General features: G+C 71.8%; 14 protein-coding genes. 11 read left to right on the top strand and 3 right to left on the bottom strand.

What is annotated here, in order from left to right:
* The first annotated feature begins 152 nt into the window (after positions 1-152).
* Together ABZ915_RS47240 and ABZ915_RS47235 are read left to right on the top strand one after the other, a co-directional pair.
* The gene (locus ABZ915_RS47240) at positions 153-3842 is read left to right on the top strand and encodes a glycosyltransferase (protein WP_361817235.1); all 3690 of its coding nucleotides are present in this window, start codon (positions 153-155) and stop codon (positions 3840-3842) included.
* Positions 3839-5392 (top strand): DUF5719 family protein, encoded by a 1554-nt coding sequence (locus ABZ915_RS47235; RefSeq protein WP_361817232.1) that lies wholly within the window; start codon positions 3839-3841, stop codon positions 5390-5392. The genes ABZ915_RS47240 and ABZ915_RS47235 overlap by 4 nt, the downstream gene beginning before the upstream one ends.
* A gap of 69 nt (positions 5393-5461) precedes the next feature.
* Here the strand turns inward: ABZ915_RS47235 and ABZ915_RS47230 are convergent, their stop codons facing one another.
* Positions 5462-5914 carry a metallopeptidase family protein gene (locus tag ABZ915_RS47230; RefSeq protein ID WP_361817283.1) on the bottom strand — a complete coding sequence of 151 codons (453 nt, stop codon included), beginning with the start codon at positions 5912-5914 and terminating at the stop codon, positions 5462-5464.
* A gap of 366 nt (positions 5915-6280) precedes the next feature.
* Between ABZ915_RS47230 and ABZ915_RS47225 the strand changes: the two genes are divergently transcribed.
* The 6 genes from ABZ915_RS47225 (at position 6281) to ABZ915_RS47200 (ending at position 12029) form a co-directional block, all read left to right on the top strand.
* Positions 6281-6658 (top strand): DUF3499 domain-containing protein, encoded by a 378-nt coding sequence (locus ABZ915_RS47225; RefSeq protein WP_361817229.1) that lies wholly within the window; start codon positions 6281-6283, stop codon positions 6656-6658.
* A gap of 175 nt (positions 6659-6833) precedes the next feature.
* A complete protein-coding gene (locus tag ABZ915_RS47220) occupies positions 6834-8198 on the top strand; it encodes a phosphomannomutase/phosphoglucomutase (RefSeq protein ID WP_361817226.1) in 1365 nt (454 codons plus the stop codon).
* A 130-nt stretch (positions 8199-8328) separates the two neighbouring features.
* Positions 8329-8499 (top strand): Trm112 family protein, encoded by a 171-nt coding sequence (locus tag ABZ915_RS47215; protein WP_360347509.1) that lies wholly within the window; start codon positions 8329-8331, stop codon positions 8497-8499.
* A gap of 54 nt (positions 8500-8553) precedes the next feature.
* Positions 8554-9681 carry an SIS domain-containing protein gene (locus ABZ915_RS47210; RefSeq protein ID WP_361817223.1) on the top strand — a complete coding sequence of 376 codons (1128 nt, stop codon included), beginning with the start codon at positions 8554-8556 and terminating at the stop codon, positions 9679-9681.
* A gap of 81 nt (positions 9682-9762) precedes the next feature.
* Positions 9763-10914 carry a mannose-6-phosphate isomerase, class I gene (gene manA, locus ABZ915_RS47205; RefSeq protein WP_361817220.1) on the top strand — a complete coding sequence of 384 codons (1152 nt, stop codon included), beginning with the start codon at positions 9763-9765 and terminating at the stop codon, positions 10912-10914.
* A gap of 134 nt (positions 10915-11048) precedes the next feature.
* Positions 11049-12029, top strand: a complete 981-nt coding sequence (locus ABZ915_RS47200) for a cation diffusion facilitator family transporter (RefSeq protein ID WP_361817217.1) — start codon at positions 11049-11051, stop codon at positions 12027-12029.
* A gap of 18 nt (positions 12030-12047) precedes the next feature.
* Here ABZ915_RS47200 and lepB read toward each other — a convergent pair whose 3' ends face one another.
* Positions 12048-12734 (bottom strand): signal peptidase I, encoded by a 687-nt coding sequence (gene lepB, locus ABZ915_RS47195; protein ID WP_361817214.1) that lies wholly within the window; start codon positions 12732-12734, stop codon positions 12048-12050.
* 352 nt (positions 12735-13086) lie between these two features.
* On the opposite strand from lepB, the gene ahcY reads away from it, so the two are divergent.
* Both ahcY and ABZ915_RS47185 read left to right on the top strand, forming a co-directional pair.
* Entirely contained in the window at positions 13087-14544 is a 1458-nt protein-coding gene (ahcY, locus tag ABZ915_RS47190) for an adenosylhomocysteinase (protein WP_361817212.1), read from the top strand.
* Positions 14545-14674: 130 nt separating this feature from the next.
* Entirely contained in the window at positions 14675-15289 is a 615-nt protein-coding gene (locus tag ABZ915_RS47185; RefSeq protein ID WP_361817209.1) for a hypothetical protein, read from the top strand.
* A 16-nt stretch (positions 15290-15305) separates the two neighbouring features.
* On the opposite strand, the gene ABZ915_RS47180 is transcribed toward ABZ915_RS47185, so the two are convergent.
* Positions 15306-16307 (bottom strand): RDD family protein, encoded by a 1002-nt coding sequence (locus ABZ915_RS47180; protein WP_361817206.1) that lies wholly within the window; start codon positions 16305-16307, stop codon positions 15306-15308.
* A gap of 131 nt (positions 16308-16438) precedes the next feature.
* Here ABZ915_RS47180 and ABZ915_RS47175 point away from each other — a divergent pair, with 131 nt between their 5' ends.
* On the top strand, positions 16439-17446 hold the full coding sequence (locus tag ABZ915_RS47175) for a stage II sporulation protein M (protein ID WP_361817203.1): 1008 nt from the start codon (positions 16439-16441) through the stop codon (positions 17444-17446).
* The last annotated feature ends 415 nt before the right edge of the window (positions 17447-17861 follow it).

Raw genomic sequence — 17861 nt, 5'->3', positions numbered from 1 at the left:
CAGCGCGAACGGCCCGTTGCAGGTGGGTTATCCACAGGCGGCGGGCCGCCGTCATGCCCAGCCGATAGTGTGGTCGCTCGTCCGAGACGCCTCGCCACCCACAGGGGGCGCGGGCGTCCACCGCAGTCCACCGAACCGGGGCCCGTACCTCGATGTCCGTGCACAGCCATACGGCAGCCCACCAAGCCACCGCTGCCATGCCTGAGTTCCCGCGTCATGTCGTCACCGCGGTGCTCGTCTCCCACGACGGCGCCCGCTGGCTGCCCGACGCGCTCGCCGGGCTGCTCGGCCAGGAGCGCCCTGTCCAGCACGCCGTGGCCGCCGACACCGGCAGTGCGGACGACTCCGCCCAGCTGGTCACCGAGGCCCTCGGCGCCGACCGCGTGCTGCACCTGGCCCGCCGTACCGGCTTCGGCCAGGCAGTCGAGGAGGCGGTCCGCTCCACGCCCGTCCTGACCCCGGACGAGCTGCCGTACCTCAAGCGTCCCAGCGGCTGGGACCCGGTCACGCGCTCGTGGCGCGACGACGCCTACGACCTGCCCGACCTCCCGCACGGCGAGCCGATCCAGTGGCTGTGGCTGCTGCACGACGACAGTGCCCCCGAACCCGACGCCCTCGCCCAGCTGCTGCGCGTGGTCGACAACGAAATGGAGCTCGGCCGCGACGACGTGGCCGTCGTCGGCCCCAAACTGCGCGGCTGGTACGACCGCCGCCAGCTGCTCGAGGTGGGCGTCAGCATCGCCAACTCCGGCCGCCGCTGGACCGGCCTGGACCGCAGGGAACAGGACCAGGGACAGCACGACCACGTAGGGCCCGTGCTGTCGGTGTCCACCGCCGGCATGCTCGTCCGGCGCGACGTCTTCGAGCAACTCGGCGGCTTCGACAAGCGGCTGCCCCTGATGCGCGACGACGTCGACCTGTGCTGGCGGGCGCACGCGGCCGGCCACCGCGTCCTCATCGCCCCGGAAGCCGTCGTACGGCACGCCGAGGCCGCCTCCCGCGAGCGCCGCACCGTCGACTGCCTGGGCCGCACCGCCGCCTCCCCGCACAAGGTCGACAAGGCGGGCGCCGTCTACACCCTGCTCGTCAACGCCCGTACGGCCGTGCTGCCCTGGGTCCTGCTGCGGCTCGTGCTCGGCACACTGCTCAGGACCCTCGCCTACCTCGTCGGCAAGGTCCCCGGACAGGCCGTCGACGAGATCCGCGGCCTGCTGGGCACCCTGCTGCGGCCCGAGCGGATCATCGCCGGGCGCCGCAGGCGCGGCCGCCCGCAGGTCGACAAGGGCGAACTGCGCCCCCTGTTCCCGCCGCCCGGCGCGACCGTGCGCGCCACCGTGGAACAGGTCGCCGGCAACCTCTTCGGCAGCTCCGACCCCGAGGTGTCCTCCGCCGGACGGCACGGCGGCGCCGTCGAGTCCGGGCCCGGTGGCGACGACGCCGACTTCCTGGAGATCGAGCAGTTCGCCCGCCTCAAGCGCATCGCCCGCAAGCCCGGCCCGGTGCTCTTCCTGGTGCTGCTGCTCGTGTCGTTCGCCGCCTGCCGCAACCTGCTCGGCGGCGGCGCGCTCGCGGGCGGCGCCCTGCTGCCCGCCCCGGCCGGCTCCGGTGAACTGTGGTCGCGCTACCTGGACGCCTGGCACCCCGTCGGCGCCGGCGGCACCCCGTCCGCCCCGCCCTATCTCGCCCTCGTGGCGATGCTGGCCTCCACGTTCCTCGGCTCGACCGGCCTCGCCGTCACCGTCCTGATGGTCTTCTCGGTGCCGCTGGCCGGGTTCACCGCGTACTTCGCCTCCCGCCCGCTGGTCACCTCCCGCCTGCTGCGCGCGTGGGCGGCCGTCGCCTACGCCTTCCTGCCCGCCGCCACCGGCGCCCTCGCCGGAGGCCGCATCGGCACCGCCGTCCTCGCCGTGCTGCTGCCGCTCATCGCGCGCGCGGGCATCGCGGCCAGCGGCCTCGCCAACGCCTCCGGGTCACGCGGCAGTTGGCGCGCCACCTGGGCGTACGCGCTGCTGCTGACCATCACCACCGCGTTCACCCCGATCGTGTGGCCCATCGCGCTGGTCCTGGGGCTCGGCGTGCTGGCCGTGCGCCGCCGCGAGATCGTCGCCTACGGCCTGCGCTTCCTCGCCCAGCTGGGCACCCCGCTGCTGGTCCTCGCGCCCTGGTCGCTGACCCTGTTGCCGTTCGGCTTCTTCAAGGAGGCCGGACTGGAGTACGGCTCCTCGGCCGCCACGGCCCTGGACCTGCTCGGCGCCAGCCCCGGCGGACCCGGCACGGTGCACGGGCTGATGCTCATCGGCATCGTGCTGGCCGCGCTCGCCGCCCTGCTGCGCTCCGAACGTCAGCTGGGAATCCGGACGGCCTGGGCCGCCGCCCTGGTGGGCCTCGTCTTCGCGGTCCTGTCCAACCGCTCCACCTGGGCCGGACCCGCCACCCTCGTCTACGGCCTCGCCCTCCTGGCCGCCGCCGCGCTCGGCGCCGACGGGGCACGCGCGCGCGTGGCCGAGCAGAGCTTCGGCTGGCGCCAGCCGGTCGCCGCGCTGATCGCCTTCGCCTCGGCCGCCGGCCCGCTGCTCGTCGCCGCCGGCTGGATGATCGGCGGCGCCGACGGACCGGTGGAGCGGCGCGACCCCACGCAGGTGCCCGCGTTCGTCGCCGAGGACAGCGACACCCGCGACCGGGCCCGCACCCTGGTCCTCGACAGCGACTCCACCGCCCGCGTGAGCTACAGCCTCGTGCGCGGCTCCGGCGCGCGCATGGGCGACGCCGAACTGACCGCCGCCGACGGCGAGAACGGCAAGCTCGACAAGGTCGTCGCCAACCTGGTCGCCGGCTCCGGCGCCGACCAGGTCGACCAGCTCGGCAAGTTCGCCGTCCGCTATGTCCTGGTCCACAAGGGCGCGCCCCGCGAGGTCAGCCGCATCCTGGACGCCACCCCCGGCCTGTCCCGGCTCAGCCAGCAGGACGGCAGCGCCCTGTGGCGCATCGACCAGGAGGTGTCGCGCGCCGCCATCGTGCCCGCCTCCGGTTCCGGCACGCCGCAGCCCGTCGCCGCCGGACCCGTCGAGATCCACACCACGATCCCCTCCGGCGCCGACGGCCGCGTCCTGCGCCTGGCCGACTCCACCGCCGAGGGCTGGACGGCCACCCTGGACGGCAAGCCGCTGCCCCGCACCACGGTCGACGGCTGGGCCCAGGGCTTCGAACTCCCCTCCTCCGGCGGGAAACTGGACGTCACCTACGACGCCCCGATCGGCCACACCGGCTGGCTGTGGGCCCAGGGCGCGCTCGCCGTCGTCCTGGTCGTGCTCGCCCTGCCCGGCCGCCGCCGCGAAGTCGACGACGACCTCCCCGAGGAGCAGCCCGTACCCGCCGAGGCCACCGCGGGCGAGGGCCGCCGCGCCCGCCGCCTGCGCGCCCAGGCGGAGGCCGAGGAGGCCGAGGGGACGGAAGGGACCGAGGGGGCCGAGGAGACCGGCTCGGGCGACCCGGAGGCCGTGCCTCACCCGCCCCAGGAGCCGGTCGCCGTACCCCAGCAGCAGTCCTACGACGAGTGGGACCCGGCCACCTACGCGGGCGCCGAGTACGGCGGCTACGGCGCCGACCAGTACCAGGGCGCCGCGCAGTACCCGGGAGCGTACGACCAGCAGGCGTACCAGGCCGATCCGTACCAGGCCGATCCGTATCAGAACGGCCAGTACGACCCGTACGCGTACGGCGGTACCGACCAGCAGGCGCCGTACGACCCGACGTACCAGCAGGGCTACGACCCGGCCTACGACCCGACGCAGCACCACCCCCACGGCACCGGCAATGAGCGCCCCGACGGGAGCGAGCAGTGAACCGCACCACCCTGTCCCTGATCGCCGGCACGGCCGCGCTCGCCGCCGTCACCGGGTTCGCCGCGCTCAACACACCCGACGCGTCCGGCGCCGCCCCCGCCGGCACGGCGGCCCGGCTGCCGGTGGAGCGCACGAGCCTGCTCTGCCCGGCGCCGAGCATCTCCGACATCGCCGATACGTCGTACACGTCCTTCACACCGGTCACCAAGGGTGCGGCGAGCGGCGGCAAGGCCGAACTCCAGGCGGCCACCGAGCAGTCCGCGGACGGCACGGACGCCTCGACGTCCGGGAAGGGCGCCAAGACCGGCAAGACCGATAAGAACGGCAAGACCGGCACGAGCGCCAAGGGGAAGACCGCCAAGCCCGTCCTGACGCCGAAGGACCCCGGCACGCCGGTGACCGGGGACACCTCCGGCGCGGACGCGCCCGCACTGGTCGGCACCGCCGAGGGGAAGTCCGCGCCCGGCTGGACCGTCCAGGAGACCACCGAGGTCGCCGCGGGCACCGGCCGTGGCCTCCAGGGCGTCAACTGCACCGCGCCGGACACGGAGTTCTGGTTCCCGGGCGCCAGCACGGCCGCCGGCCGCACCGACTACGTGCACCTCACCAACCCCGACGACAACGCCGCCGTCGTCGACATCAACCTCTACGGCAAGGACGGCTCCCTGAAGTCCACGCTGGCGGACGGCCTCACCGTCCAGCCGCACGCCAGTGAGCCGGTTCTGCTGTCCACGCTCACCGGCGAGAAGCAGGACAACCTCACCGTGCACGTCAGTGTGCGCAGCGGACGGGTCGGGGCGTCCGTGCAGGCCCTGGACGACAAGCTGGGCGGCGACTGGCTGCCCGCCTCCGTGGACCCGGCGGCCGACCTGGTCCTGCCCGGCATCCCCAAGGACGCCACCTCCGTCCGCCTGATCGCCTTCACCCCCGGCGACGCCGACGCGGACCTGAAGGTGCGGCTCGCCTCCCCCCAAGGCCTGATCACCCCCGCCGGCAACGAGACGCTGCACGTGAAGTCGGGCATGACCACAGTGGCCGACCTCGGCGACGTCACCCGGGGTGAGCCCGGCTCCCTGGTCCTCACCCCCTCGGACCAGTCCGTCCCGGTGGTCGCCGCGCTGCGGGTCGTACGGGGCACGGGCGCCAAGCAGGAAACGGCCTTCATCCCCGCCACCAACCCCATCGGCACGCGCGCGACCTCCGCGGACAACAGCGGCAAGAACAGCACCCTGTCCCTGACCGCACCCACGGCCACCGCCCAGGTCAAGGTCACCGCTTCCGCGGGCAGCGAGGGCGGCACGGCGGTCTCGAAGACCTACACGATCAAGTCGGGCACCACCCAGAACATCACCGCCCCCGTCCCGACCGGCCTCAAGGGCACCTACGCCCTCACGGTCGAGCACCTCTCCGGCGGCCCCGTCTACGGCTCCCGCACCCTCACAGCCACCGAGGGAGGCGTCCCGGGCTTCACCATCCAAACCCTCCCGGACGACCGGGGAACGGTATCGGTACCAAAGGCGGACGAGGACTTGGCGGTACTACAGAAGTAGGACCAAGCGCACTGGCAGTGCCCTGGGCCACTTGCGAACACCGGCCCAGGAAACCGCCTGAACCCCCGCTCAGTCCTCCCCGTACCGAGGATCCACAGTCTCCGGAGTCAACCCCAACAACTCCGCCACCTGCTCCACCACAACCTCATGCACGAGCGCCGCCCGCTCGTCCCGTCCCTTGGTCCGGATCTCCACAGGCCGCCGATAGACGACGACCCGCGCCCGCCGCCCGTCCCGCACCGGAATGATCCCGCCCAACGGCACCGCCTCGTCGCTCCACCCGTCCCCCGGCCGCCCGTCCAGCCGCGGCACCTCGAGCACCATGAAGTCGATCTCCGCCAGCTGCGGCCACCGCCGCTCGAGGCGCTCCACGGAGTCCTGCACCAGGTCCGCGAACACATCGGCACGGCTGGCCGCCAGCGGCACCTGCGGCGGCGCGATCGGACCGCGCATGCCCCGCCCGTGGCGATCACGACGACGGGGCCCGGGGCCGGCGGCACGGGGCGGTACACGGTTGTCCATCACTGGTGAAGCGTAGTCCCCGAGCGCTGCGCCCGCCCCGCTCCACGCGGCAACGCGACGCCGACCGCGGCGGCAACCGGTCACCCCTGTCCTCACCCGGTACGCCATGTTGCCGGACGGCCATTCCAGCCAAGGTTGGGCTCGTTTCCGTATCTCTACAAGACCGGCCGGCTCAAGGCAATTGACGGTGTTAGTACCGAATCATGACCGTGCATCATACGGCCCGAGACCCCGGCCGACGTCGTTCGCGCAGGTCAGCGGGGCGTGTTCCGAGAGGCGTGTGGGGCGTTTCACAGCACGACACGGTGGGGTGACCTGGGGGAGAGTCGTCGCGGCCCGCTCAAGAGTGCGGTACCGTCCATCGTCGTGAGCCCTGTACGTCGCTGTTCGCGCACCGCCTGCGGCCGACCCGCCGTCGCGACGCTGACGTACGTCTACGCCGACTCGACCGCGGTCCTCGGCCCGCTCGCCACCTACGCCGAACCCCACTGCTACGACCTGTGCGCCGAGCACTCCGAGCGCCTCACCGCCCCGCGCGGCTGGGAGGTCGTACGCCTCCTCGACGGCTCCGCCCCGGCCCGGCCCACCGGCGACGACCTGGAAGCGCTGGCCAATGCCGTGCGCGAGGCGGCCCGCCCCCAGGAACGGGCGGCCCAGGCGGGCGGCGGCGGTGGACGAGGCGCGGATCCGATGGAGGTCGCCCGCCGCGGCCACCTGCGCGTGCTGCGCTCCCCGGACAACTGAGCCGGACAGCTGAGCCGCGCGACCGAGCCGGACGACCGAGGCCGTACCCCACCGCATCCCCAGCTTTCCCCATCTTCCGGTAACGGTGTGTGGACGGCTGGGTTTCCGCGCGCCGGACGATCACCCGGGCCGGGTAGTTTGTGCGCACCGATAGGACTTTCAGGAAGGTTGGGCTGTGGCTGCTGATCTGTCGCAGATCGTGAAGGCGTACGACGTACGCGGTGTGGTCCCGGAGCAGTGGGACGAGCCGCTGGCCGAGCTCTTCGGGATCGCCTTCGCCCAGGTGACCGGCGCGGCAGCGATCGTCGTGGGCCACGACATGCGTCCGTCCTCGCCCGGCCTGTCCCACGCCTTCGCGCGCGGCGCGGCGGCACACGGCGTCGACGTCACCGAGATCGGCCTGTGCTCGACGGACCAGCTGTACTACGCCTCCGGCGCGCTGAACCTGCCGGGCGCGATGTTCACGGCCTCGCACAACCCGGCCCAGTACAACGGCATCAAGATGTGCCGCGCGGGCGCCGCCCCGGTCGGCCAGGACACCGGCCTGACCCAGATCCGCGAACTGGCCGAGCGGTGGCTGGAGTCCGGCGCCCCCGAGCCGGCCGCCACGCCGGGAACCCTCGCCTCGCGCGACACGTTGGAGGATTACGCGGCGCACCTCCGCTCCCTCGTCGACCTGACCTCCATCCGCCCCCTGAAGGTCGTCGTCGACGCGGGCAACGGCATGGGCGGGCACACGGTCCCCACCGTGTTCGCGGGCCTGCCCCTGACCCTCGTCCCGATGTACTTCGAGCTGGACGGCACCTTCCCCAACCACGAGGCGAACCCGCTCGACCCCGCCAACCTGGTGGACCTCCAGAAGCGCGTCCGCGAGGAGGGCGCCGACCTCGGCATCGCCTTCGACGGCGACGCCGACCGCTGCTTCGTGATCGACGAGAACGGCGACCCGGTCTCCCCGTCGGCGGTCACCGCCCTGGTGGCCGCGCGCGAGCTCGCCAGGCACGGCGGCAAGGGCGCGATCATCCACAACCTGATCACGTCCTGGTCGGTCCCGGAAGTGGTGCGGGAGAACGGCGGCACACCCGTGCGCACCCGCGTCGGCCACTCCTTCATCAAGGCCGAGATGGCCAGGACGGGCGCCATCTTCGGCGGCGAGCACTCCGCCCACTACTACTTCAAGGACTTCTGGAACGCCGACACCGGCATGCTGGCGGCCCTGCACGTCCTCGCGGCCCTCGGCGGCCAGGACGGCCCCCTGTCCGCGCTCGTCGCCCAGTACGACCGTTACGCCGGCTCCGGCGAGATCAACTCCACGGTCGACGACCAGAAGGCCCGGCTCGCCGCGATCCGCGCCGCGTACGAGAGCCGCGAGGACGTGACCCTCGACGATCTCGACGGCCTCACCGTCTCCTCCGCCGACTGGTGGTTCAACGTCCGCCCCTCCAACACGGAACCACTGCTGCGCCTGAACGCGGAGGCACGGGACGAGGCGGTCATGGCGAAGGTCAGGGACGAGGCGCTGGCCATCATCCGCGGCTGACGGGCCGCCTATCAGCCGACCGAGGCGGGTGGCGGGCGGGCATCGCCGTGAGTCCGCCACCCCACGGTCACCGGCGGTACGCTGACCAGGCACATCCGCACAGGCACCATCGCCCCCGAAGGGAACCCCCATGCCGCTCGAAGCCGGCCTCCTGGAGATCCTCGCCTGCCCGGCCTGCCACGCCCCCCTCAAGGAGCAGGACACCGAGCTGATCTGCACCGGTCAGGACTGCGGCCTGGCGTACCCCGTCCGCGACGGCATCCCGGTTCTCCTCATCGACGAGGCCCGCCGCCCCGCGTAAGCACGAGGCGTCTTCCACATCCTCAACAGGACCCCGGTGACCGGAGGCTGCCCCATGCTCGACGAAACGCTGCTCGACTCCCCGGAGGGGCTCGCCGACGCCGACCGCCGGGGCCTCCTGCGCGGTGCCGCGGAAGCCGGCGCCCGCGTCCGCACCGCCGCCCGGCACGCCTTCGAGGCGGGCATCGCCGACCTCAAGCCGGACGGGCGTCCCCGGTCCGTCCTGATCGCCGGTCCGGGCGCCTCCGCCACCCACGCCTCCGACCTCCTCGGCACGCTCGCCGGCGCCGGCAGCCCCGTCACCCGGCTGGCACCCATCGGCGTCGCCCCGGCGGCCGGCGCCCTCCGCTGGGAGCTCCCCGGCTGGGCGGGCTCCGTCGACCTGCTGCTGATCGCCACGCCGGACGGCACCGAACCGAGCCTGTCCCTGCTCGCCGAACAGGCCTACCGCCGCGGCTGCACCGTCGCCGCCGTGGCCCCCGCCCGCACCCCGCTCGCCGAGGCCGTCGCCGGCGCGCACGGGCTGTTCGTACCGATGGCCACGGCCCCCTACGACCACGACGAGCCCCTCGCCGCGTCCTCCCCGGGCGTCCTGTGGGCACTGCTCACCCCGCTGCTCGCGCTCCTCGACCGCATCGGTCTGCTGACCGCCCCGCCCGACGCCCTGGAGAAGGTCGCCGACCGCCTCGACCAGGTCGCCGAACGCTGCGGCCCGGCCATCGTGACCTACAGCAACCCCGCCAAGACCCTCGCCGCCGAGCTCGCCGACGCGCTCCCCGTGATCTGGACCGAGGGCATCTCGGCAGGCCCCGCGGGCCGCCGCTTCGCCGCCGCGCTCGCCGAACTGGCCGGCCGCCCCGCCCTGGTCGCCGAACTCCCCGAGGCACTCGCCGCGCACAGCGCCCTGCTGGCCGGCCCGCTCGCCGCCAGCGCCGACCCCAAGGACTTCTTCCGTGACCGCGTCGAGGAACCTCCCGCGCTGCACGCGCGCGTGGTCCTGCTCCGCGACCGCCCCATCGGCGGCCTCACCGCCGCCCCCGCCGCCCGCGATCTGGCCCTCAGCCACGACACGCCGATGAGCGAACTGGAGCCGGAGGAAGGCGCCGAACTGGAAACGCTCGCGGAACTGATCGCCGTCACGGATTTCGCCGCCGTTTACCTGGCGCTCGCTTCAGGGGCCTGATCTTGCCTCACCGGGCCAACTGACCCGCGCCCCGCTGCCGGCACCGGCCGGGCCGCGTACGTACGGAGACAGAGAAACGACATGGATCGCCTCGAGAACACCATCCGCCCCTACGCCTGGGGTTCCACCACGGCCATCCCCGAACTGCTCGGCGTCGAGCCCACCGGTGAGCCGCAGGCGGAGATGTGGATGGGCGCCCACCCCGGCGCACCCTCGCGTACCGCGCGCGGCACGCTCGTCGAGGTCATCGAGGGCGACCCGGAGCGCGAGCTGGGCGCGAAGGCCGTCGCGAAGTTCGGCCCCCGCCTGCCCTTCCTCCTCAAGATCCTCGCCGCGGGCGCCCCGCTCTCCCTCCAGGTGCACCCCGACCTGGCGCAGGCGAAGGAGGGATTCGCGGACGAGGAGCGCCGCGGCATCCCGGTCGACGCCCCGCACCGCAACTACAAGGACGCCAACCACAAGCCCGAACTGATCTGCGCGCTCACCGAGTTCGACGGCCTGTGCGGCTTCCGCGACCCTGTTGAGACCGCCGACCTGCTCGACGGGCTCGGCGTCGACTCCCTCAAGCCGTACGTCGACCTCCTGCACGCACGCCCCGAGGACGCGGCCCTGCGCGAGGTCCTCACCGCCGTACTGACGGCCGACCCCGAGGAGATGGCCCGCACGGTCGCCGCCGTCACGGCCGCCTGCACCTGCCTCGGCGGCGCCTACACGCCTTACGCCGGCCTCGCCCACCACTACCCGGGCGACCCCGGCGTGATCGCCGCCATGCTGCTCAACCACGTACGCCTCCAGCCCGGCGAGGCCCTCTTCCTCGGCGCCGGCATCCCGCACGCCTACCTCAGCGGCCTCGGCGTCGAGATCATGGCCAACTCCGACAACGTCCTGCGCTGCGGCCTGACCCCCAAGCACGTCGACGTCCCCGAACTCCTGCGCGTCGTCCGCTTCGAGGCCGGCGACCCCGGTGTGCTGCGCCCCGAGGCGTCGCCGGACGACGAGGAGGTCTACGAGACGCCGATCGACGAGTTCCGGCTGTCCCGGTACGTCCTCCCCGCGGGCGGCACCAGCCACGACCTCAGCCTCCCGACCCCGCAGATACTGCTCTGCACGGCAGGATCCGTACGGGCGGGGGAGTACGAGCTGACCCCGGGCGAGTCCGTCTTCGTACCGGCGGGCGAGAAGGCCGAGGTGTCCGGCGAGGGCAGCGTCTTCCGTGCCACTGTGATTGTCTGACCGCACCTGTGGATACCTGACGCGCCGCTGCCGCAGGGGGCTGCAAGAATGACCCACCGGCAAAGGACGGGCAAAGGCGACGAGCGCCAGGCCTGGACGGCGTACGTACGAAGGCGAAGGGACAACGCGGACACATGAGCGCGTCAGGCGGGACCAGGGCGATCGTGGCGGCACTCGGCGCCAACCTCGCGATCGCGGCATCGAAGTTCGTGGCGTTCGCGTTCAGCGGCTCGTCGTCGATGCTCGCCGAGGGCGTCCACTCGCTCGCCGACTCCGGCAACCAGTTCCTGCTGCTGATCGGCGGCAAGAAGGCCCAGCGCGAGGCGACCCCGCAGCACCCCTTCGGCTTCGGCCGCGAGCGCTACATCTACGCCTTCCTCGTCTCGATCGTCCTCTTCTCCGTCGGTGGCATGTTCGCCATCTACGAGGGTTTCGAGAAGATCAGCCACCCGCACGACATCGAGCACTGGTACTGGCCGGTGGGCGTCCTGGTCTTCGCGGTCATCGCGGAGGGCTTCTCCTTCCGCACGGCCATCAAGGAGTCGAACGAGCTGCGCGGCAAGCTCTCCTGGTCGCAGTTCATCCGCCGCGCCAAGGCGCCCGAGCTGCCGGTCGTCCTGCTGGAGGACTTCGGGGCGCTGATCGGTCTCGTCCTCGCTCTCGGCGGCGTCGGCCTGGCCCTGCTCACCGGCGACGGCGTGTGGGACGGCATCGGCACCGTCTGCATCGGTGTCCTGCTCGTCCTCATCGCCCTCGTCCTGGCCGCCGAGACCAAGTCCCTCCTGCTCGGCGAGGCCGCGGGCATCGAGGAGATCAAGAAGATCGAGGCCGCGATCGTCGACGGCGACACGGTCACCGGCATCATCCACATGCGCACGCTCCACCTCGGGCCCGAGGAGCTGCTGATCGCCGCCAAGATCGCCGTCCAGCACGACGACACCGCCGCCGAGGTCGCCAAGGCCATCGACGCCGCCGAGGCCCGCATCCGTGCCGCCGTCCCCATAGCCCGCGTCATCTACCTCGAGCCCGACATCTACAGCGAGACCGCGGCGGCCAAGGGCCCGGACCCCGAAGCGACCCCCGGCGGCCCCAACCCGCACGCCGCCGAGCACTGAGCGGTCTCGGGCCCTGCCTCAGACCTGCACCGCCCACGGGGGCGGCGGCGGCACGGCGGCCCGCGCCCTCCGCCGTACGACCGCGGCCGCGATGCCCAGGCCGATGCCAGCCAGGACCAGCACCACCCCGAGGATCATCGCCGCCCCGAGAACGACGGGCACGGAGTAGTCGTCGACCACCCGGCCCCGGATCGCGGACACGGGCAACGTCCCGCCGTGGTCGTCGGGGAAGAAGCGGGAGTCCCGCGCGTTCAGGCGATGGTCCCCGAGCAGGAACAGCCGCCCTTCGGGCACCTTGACGTCGAGTTCGCGATTCATCGGGTCGATGGCGAGGCCGTCGCGGACGTACGGCTCGGCGAGCGGCTTCCCGTCGACCGTGAGCCGCTCCTTCGCGGACCCGGCGTTCGCACAGCACTCGATGTGGTCACCACCCACGCCGATGACCCGCTGCACCGACAGCACATCGGGGCCGTAGCGGTCGGGCGCCGACAGCAACACGACGTCACCCCGCCGCACCTCGCTCCCGTCGACCCGCTCATAGACGATCCGGTCACCCGGTTCGTACGTCGGCTGCATGCTCTCGCTCGACACGACGGAGCCGGCGTACGCGTGCCGCGCGTACACGAGACCCCCGACCCCGAGCAGCACGCCCACCAGCCCCACGACGACGGCTGCGATCCCCAGCCCACGGCCCTTGCCGGACATTCGTCCCTCCCCATCACGCCCATTCGCGACCGCAGAGGTTAGCGCGTGCCTGTGACATCGCTGTGCGGCCCCCTCCCTCGCCGTCACACCATGTAATCGGCGTGATCTCTTCGGATGCGGACTGGGGACGGCAGGGCCCTCCGGTGTAGCTTGGGACGGAGCCAGACGTCGCTGCTGATGGCGGTCGGGCGGTCCCACCGCGGACCGACCGAGGGAGAGAGGGCCTCCGACGGACTGCGCTGCGCGCACGTGTGGGCATGCCTGTGTCCTCTTTTTTCGGGCACCCCTGTGTCCGCCGCCGCGCAGACCAGCCGTACCCACCTCGACCCAACCCCACGAGGAGCAGCTCGCAATGACGACTGTCGACAACCGACAGGACTTCAAGGTCGCCGACCTCTCGCTCGCCGAGTTCGGCCGCAAGGAGATCACCCTCGCCGAGCACGAGATGCCGGGCCTGATGGCGATCCGCAAGGAGTACGCCGAGGCGCAGCCCCTGGCCGGCGCCCGCGTCACCGGCTCGCTGCACATGACCGTGCAGACCGCCGTGCTCATCGAGACCCTGGTCGCCCTGGGCGCCCGGGTCCGCTGGGCCTCCTGCAACATCTTCTCCACCCAGGACCACGCCGCCGCCGCCATCGCCGTCGGCCCGAACGGCACGCCCGACAACCCCCAGGGTGTCCCGGTCTTCGCCTGGAAGGGCGAGACGCTGGAGGAGTACTGGTGGTGCACGGAGCAGGCCCTGACCTGGCCCGACTCGCCCACCGGCGGCCCGAACATGATCCTGGACGACGGCGGTGACGCCACCCTCCTCGTCCACAAGGGCGTCGAGTACGAGAAGGACGGCAAGGTCCCCTCGGTCGACACCGCCGAGTCCGACGAACACCGCGTCATCCTCGAACTCCTGCACCGCACGATCAGCAACGGCTCGCAGAAGTGGACCCAGCTCGCCTCCGAGATCCGCGGCGTGACCGAGGAGACCACCACCGGCGTGCACCGCCTGTACGAGATGCAGCGCGACGGCGTCCTGCTCTTCCCGGCGATCAACGTCAACGACGCCGTCACCAAGTCGAAGTTCGACAACAAGTACGGCTGCCGCCACTCGCTGGTGGACGGCATCAACCGCGCCACCGACGTCCTGATCGGCGGCAAGACCGCGGTCGTGTGCGGTTACGGCGATGTCGGCAAGGGCTGCGCGGAATCCCTGCGCGGCCAGGGCGCCCGCGTCATCGTCACCGAGATCGACCCGATCTGCGCCCTCCAGGCCGCGATGGACGGCTACCAGGTCACGACGCTGGACGAGGTCGTCGACAAGGCCGACATCTTCATCACCACGACCGGCAACAAGGACATCATCATGGCCGGCGACATGGCCAAGATGAAGCACCAGGCGATCGTGGGCAACATCGGCCACTTCGACAACGAGATCGACATGGCCGGTCTCGCGAAGGTGCCGGGCATCGTCAAGGACGAGGTCAAGCCGCAGGTGCACACCTGGAAGTTCCCGGACGGCAAGGTGATCATCGTGCTGTCCGAGGGCCGTCTGCTGAACCTGGGCAACGCCACCGGTCACCCGTCGTTCGTGATGTCCAACTCCTTCGCGGACCAGACGCTGGCCCAGATTGAGCTGTTCACCAAGCAGACCGAGTACCCGATCGGCGTGTACACGCTGCCCAAGCACCTCGACGAGAAGGTCGCCCGCCTCCACCTCGACGCGCTCGGCGTCAAGCTGACCACGCTGCGTCCGGAGCAGGCCGCGTACATCGGCGTAGAGGTCGATGGCCCGTACAAGGCGGACCACTACCGCTACTGAGCCACACCCCTGGCGCGTCCCGCGCAGGTCCTCCGAGGCAGGCCCCCGCACCCCCGTGCCGGGGGCCTGCCCCTTTGGCCGGACCAGCAGCCCTGGCCGGACCCTCAGCCCGTCAAGACCCAGGACCCCCATGCCCCGCGGCCGTTATTCGCTCCACGATCCGCACGATCACACCCCCTTCGCAGAAGAGCACTTCCAGTGCGCCCCCGGCCCCTCCGGCTGGCGCTACGTCTCCCGGCTGACCACCCCCTCGGGCGACCACACCGGCTCCGTCGACCTCACCCTCGACGAACTCGGCCGCCCCATCCGACTTGAACTGCACGCGGCGAACTGGCAGGTGCGCGGCGCCGCCCTCGACGGCGTCACCTGGGTCCGCACCGACCCCACCGGCACTCATGCCACCGAAGGCAATGTGCGCGCCCACGCCTTCACCGGCACGTCCCCCGCGTTCCTGATCGCCACCGCCCGTCTCCTGCGCCTCACCCCTTCCGCCCCCGCTACCCGCGTACGCCTCGTGGCCTTCACGGATCCGGTCCTCGCCCCGCGCACCGTGGACCAGTCCTGGGCCTTGGTGGAAAGAGAAGCACACACCACTGACAACGGCCCTCTGACCGTGGACGAATACCAGGTCACAGCCCTGGACACGGGCGAACGGCACACCGTGCACATCGCCGGGGACGTGGTCCTCGCCGCGCCCGGGATCGAGCTGGAGGACCTCGAGTCGCCGCCGTCGGCCTTCGACTGAGCCGGACCGGTACCAGTTACGCCGGCGGCACGAATCCGGTGGCCGGCCGCTCGGCCGAGGACGGGCCCTGGGACCCGGCTGGGGCCTGGGGATGAGCCTGGACATGAGTGCGGGGCTGTGGGGCAGCCGGCTGAGGCTGCTGGAACGCCGGCGCGGCCGGCTGCTGGAACGGTGAGGCGGTCGGCTGCGGGACCGGCGGAGCGTAGCCGCCGGGCACACCCGCTGAGGAGACAGGCGCGCCCCCGACGCCCGGCATACCCCCGACCGGGCCGCCCCCGAAGGCCCGCCGGGCCTCCCGGGCCTGCCGCTCGTGCAGCAAGGCCGCCAGATACGCGGCAGGCGGCACACCCTGCGGCGCCGGAGCCCCGGTACGAGCCGCCAGGTCGGCCGCGAGCCGCTCCGCCATGGCCCAGCCGACCTGCGGATCAAGCTGCTGCATCCGCGTCAGATACTGACGGACGGCAAGCCACAGACCATCGGGGACCGCGGACAGGTCGAGCCCCGAGAAGCGCCCCGCCAGCCAGGGAGGCGGCGGGGGAACGAAATGGCCCTGCCCGGTCGGCACCCGCTCCCGCACCACCAACGTCCCCGCGAAGACATCCCCGAGCCGGCGTCCCCGCGCCGACACCAGCGAGGCGATACAGGCGACGACACCGAACGTCATCAGGATCTCGACCACCCCGACCGCCCCCCGTACCAGCGCGTGTCGGAACCGGATCGGCCCACCGTCGTCCCGCACCACCCGCAGCCCGCACGCCAGCTTCCCCAGCGAACGCCCATGACTGAGCGTCTCCACCGCGATCGGCCCGCCCACCAGCACCAGCAGAAAGCTGGCGATGGACAACGCGACCTGCGCCGCCTCGTCGAGCGACGACGTCGCCGCCACCAGCGCCGTGAACACGACGATATAGACGATCACGGCTACGACCAGGTCGAGCAGTACCGCCAGTGCCCTGCTGGGCAGCCTCGCGGGACGCAACTCGAGCGCCACCGCCTCGCCCGTCACCAGCTCACTCACGCCTGCCGCCCTTCCCTGCTCTGCCCGGAGAACCGCAAGTCTGCCAAGCTGAGGGCGCATCGCGCCCCAGTACGACAAGCTGACAGCCATCCCAAGCACAAGCGGTCCCAGCCGAGGAGCAGACACACCCGATGGACCTCGACGTCTTCGTCGCCGCCCACCGAGCCGAGTGGGACCGCCTCGACGCGCTGCTCCGCCGTCAGCGCCGCCTCACCGGCGCGGAAGCCGACGAACTCGTCGCCCTCTACCAGCGCACCGCCACCCACCTCTCCCTGATCCAGTCCAGCGCCCCCGACCCCCAGCTCACGGGTCGGCTCAGTCAACTCGTCGCCCGCGCGCGCAGTGCCGTAACAGGCACCCGCCGCGCCTCCTGGCGTGACGTGACGCGGTTCCTGGGGCAGGGATTCCCCGCGGCGGTCTACCGCTCGCGCCACTGGTGGGTACCCACCGCCCTGATCTCCACCGCGATCGCGGTCCTCCTGGGCTGGTGGATCGGCACGCACCCCGAGGTGCAGTCGTCCATCGCCGCCCCCAGCCAGCTGCGGGAGCTCACCCGCCCCGGCGGCGAGTACGAGACGTACTACTCCAGCCATCCCGCCGCCTCCTTCGCCGCCCAGGTGTGGACGAACAACGCCCAGGCCGCCGCCATGTGCCTGGTACTCGGTGTCTTCCTGGGCCTCCCGGTGCTCTGGATCCTCTTCGAGAACATGCTCAACCTGGGCGTCGGCTTCGGTCTGATGTCCTCAGCCGGTCGGCTCGACACCTTTCTCGGCCTCGTCCTCCCGCACGGTCTGCTGGAACTCACCGCGGTCTTCGTCGCGGCCGGCACGGGACTGCGCCTCGGCTGGACCCTCATCGACCCCGGCCCGCGCAGCCGCCGCACGGCCCTCGCGGAAGAGGGCCGCGCCGCCGTGGGCATGGCGATCGGTCTCGCTCTCGTCCTCTTCGTCTCCGGTGCGATCGAAGGCTTCGTGACCCCATCGGGCCTGCCCACCTGGGCGCGTATAGGCATCGGCATCGTCGCCGAGCTGGCCTTCCTCACGTACGTCTACGTGCTCGGCGGCCGCGCTGTCCGTGCCGGTGAAACGGGTGACGTCGAGGCAACCGAGCGAAGCGCCAGCGTGCCGACCGCCGCCTGATGTGCGTACGCGCCCCTTGAGCTGCTAGTCTCCTCTTCGCCCCGCAAAAGCTGTTGACACAGCTGGAGGGGGGAGGTAGATTCTATGAGTTGCCTAGAACTGGACATGTCCGGGACGCAGCAGCTAGAATCTATCTGCTTCTTGAGGAACTGGGTTCCACAGAAGCCTCTCCCGATAACTCGGAAATGAGCGGCCGGTCAGACCGGCCCAGAACTTCTGATAAAGTCGGAACCGCCGGAAAGGAAAACGCGAAAGCGGAAACCTGGAAAGCACCGAGGAAATCGGATCGAGAAAAGATCTGATAGAGTCGGAAACGCAAGACCGAAGGGAAGCGCCCGGAGGAAAGCCACGAGAGAGTCTCTCGGGTGAGTACAAAGGAAGCGACCGTTCCTTGAGAACTCAACAGCGTGCCAAA

Source organism: Streptomyces sp. NPDC046915 (assembly GCF_040644935.1).
GTDB lineage: Bacteria > Actinomycetota > Actinomycetes > Streptomycetales > Streptomycetaceae > Streptomyces.
This window is presented reverse-complemented; position numbering and strand designations above follow the sequence as displayed.